Source organism: Vibrio sp. ZOR0018, from assembly GCF_963865925.1.
GTDB lineage: Bacteria > Pseudomonadota > Gammaproteobacteria > Enterobacterales > Vibrionaceae > Vibrio > Vibrio anguillarum.
The window spans coordinates 1-1495 of record NZ_CAWMCN010000013.1 but is presented as its reverse complement, the minus strand read 5'-3'; the positions used below and the strand labels follow the sequence as shown (position 1 = coordinate 1495).

Genomic DNA, 1495 nt, shown 5'->3' with positions numbered 1-1495 from the left:
TCTTAGTCTGAGGCTCTAGCTTTACACCTGAAAGTCAGCACTTTTCCGCGTATCTCGCCAGTGGCACTGTTCGTGAAGTGCTTGAACTAACCGAAGTCTGTTTACGGGAAGTGTTGTGTTTGTTTATTTCTTTGGTGTGGCTTCTTTGGTTTTGAAGCTCTTTCGCGCTTAAATGGATTTCGCGCACTTGGTTGTTGGCTTCTTCGACATAATTCTTTGTAAATTTAAGTTCTAGAAGCTCATCAGTTTTCCTGTTATTTCTTCTTTGCCAAGTACGTTTCGTGGATTATATTTTAGTTTCTCAGCTATCCGTTTTACTTTGCCGCTTGAAAGCAATAATGTGTTTTAAATTAGGCCGTTGGGTAGTAAATCTCCGGCTAAAGTGCATCAGCTAACAAACGGCTCAAGAGGGATTGTCAACGCATGGCGACTTTAGTGCAAAATTGAAATTCAGGGTTTACGGTGTGTTTTTGGAGTTTGGCGGTGCGTTGTCAACCCCTTAGCCGGGCGTTATAACGCAGGAGAGTTATGAGTACACAAGATCTATCGAAAATGGGTGGAGCTCGAGTTACTATGGAAGCGTTTGATGGCTCTCTTTGTATTCGTAAGCAAGACGCTTCGGATGTAGAGGTTAATTTTTACCAATACGCAGCTCCCATGCTCGAAGGTGTCAATATTCCTAAGCTCTATAAGGTGCAAAAAAATGATCTTTTTATTGAGCTCATTCCTAATCGGGTAACGTTAACAGAACTGAGAGCAAATTCGAGCGTTTTTGAACAATTGAGCAGCATTCACTGTTCAAAATACAATCCATTTTTTAGTCCCAAAGAACATTATTGGTCAGTTACTTCAACTGAGTCAGCTCTTGAGGCCTTAAGCCTTCCTTGCTCTTCCCAAAATGCGATAGTATCAATACAAACCTTGTCTCATGTTCTATTTGAGCATTCTGGCTTAATTTCGGGTGATACGAATGATGGAAATTGGGGCACGAGAAAGAATGGTGAGTTGGTATTATTTGACTGGGAGCGTTTTGGTTATGGTAGCCCAGCAATTGATTTAGCCCCTTTAGTACAAGGTTTAGGGTCAATTCATGAGTACACCTCGATTGTCGAGCAATACACTCAATATAATTCCGCATTTACCGCCAATGAGTTAACGAAGCATTTGGTTTTTGCAAAGTGCTGGATAGTTATTGAAGTGGTTAACATACTGATTAGTCGTAATAAATCTGAAGCATCAACGTATATAGACTGGTATAAAAAGAACGTACCTTCTTGGTTAGGTGCAGTAGAAAATGCGTTATAACAAACGGCTCAAGAGGGATTGCCAACGCGTGGCGACTTTAGCGCAAAATTGAAGTTCAGCGTTTACAGTGTGTTTTTTTAGTTCGGCGGTGCGTTGTCAACCCCTTAGCCGGGCGTTATGAGCTTCCAAGAATTAGAAGGAAAATATGGCAGTTTTAGAAATTCTGACTGCACCGGATCCAAGGCTTAAG

Annotated in this window: 1 protein-coding gene; it reads left to right on the top strand. The window is 41.3% G+C overall.

The features are described from left to right. Positions 1–528: 528 nt before the first annotated feature. Positions 529–1305: a phosphotransferase family protein gene (locus AACR75_RS00620; RefSeq protein WP_047691379.1), complete on the top strand. Its 777-nt coding sequence runs from the start codon at positions 529–531 to the stop codon at positions 1303–1305. Positions 1306–1495: the final 190 nt, after the last annotated feature.

Excerpts from the sequence above, each read along its gene's own strand:
- AACR75_RS00620 (WP_047691379.1), top strand. The coding sequence starts at position 529 with ATGAGTACACAAGATCTATCGAAAATGGGTGGAGCTCGAGTTACTATG.